This is a genomic window from Chryseobacterium takakiae (assembly GCF_900129385.1).
Lineage (GTDB): Bacteria > Bacteroidota > Bacteroidia > Flavobacteriales > Weeksellaceae > Chryseobacterium > Chryseobacterium takakiae.
The window spans coordinates 1-1088 of record NZ_FQVO01000044.1 but is presented as its reverse complement, the minus strand read 5'-3'; the positions used below and the strand labels follow the sequence as shown (position 1 = coordinate 1088).

The following is a 1088-nucleotide window of genomic DNA, read 5'->3' as shown; positions in this document are numbered from 1 at the left end:
GGCTTATCCGCCGGAACTTATACCGTGACAGTTACTGATGCTAATGCATGTACGTTAACCAGAACATTCACTATTACGCAGCCAACTGCTCTTAGTGCTACTACTTCGCAGACGAATATCGCATGTAATGGCGGATCAACAGGAGTAGCAACAATCAACGTTACAGGAGGAACAGCACCTTATACCTATTCATGGTCTCCATCGGGAGGAACAGCTGCAACGGCTACAGGCTTATCCGCCGGAACTTATACCGTGACAGTTACTGATGCTAATGCATGTACGTTAACCAGAACATTCACTATTACGCAGCCAACTGCTCTTAGTGCTACTACTTCGCAGACGAATATCGCATGTAATGGCGGATCAACAGGGGTAGCAACAATTAACGTTACAGGAGGAACAGCACCTTATACGTATTCATGGTCTCCATCGGGAGGAACAGCTGCAACGGCTACAGGCTTATCCGCCGGAACTTATACCGTGACAGTTACTGATGCTAATGCATGTACGTTAACCAGAACATTCACTATTACGCAGCCAACTGCTCTTAGTGCTACTACTTCGCAGACGAATATCGCATGTAATGGCGGATCAACAGGAGTAGCAACAATCAACGTTACAGGAGGAACAGCACCTTATACGTATTCATGGTCTCCATCGGGAGGAACGGCTGCAACAGCTACAGGCTTATCAGCTGGAACTTATACCGTGACTGTTACTAGTGCAAATGGATGTACCTTAACCAGAACATTCACTATTACACAACCTGCAAGTGCGGTAAGCGGAACAACAGTAGTAACGAATGTAGCATGTAACGGAGCTTCCAACGGAGCCATCAACTTAACTCCGGCAGGAGGAACCGCACCTTACACATTCAACTGGGGAGGTGGAATCACTACCGAAGACAGAACAGGCTTAGCTGCCGGAACCTACACGGTAATCATCACGGATGCTAACGGATGTACAGCAACAGTTAATGCTACAGTAACGCAGCCTGCAAGCGCAGTAAGCGGAACAACAGTAGTAACGAATGTAGCATGTAACGGAGCTTCCAACGGAGCCATCAACTTAACTCCGGCAGGAGGAAC

General features: G+C 47.5%; 1 pseudogene. It reads left to right on the top strand.

The features are described 5' to 3' along the window. Positions 1 to 1088: pseudogene (locus tag BUA76_RS19005) on the top strand (SprB repeat-containing protein); the annotation flags it as partial.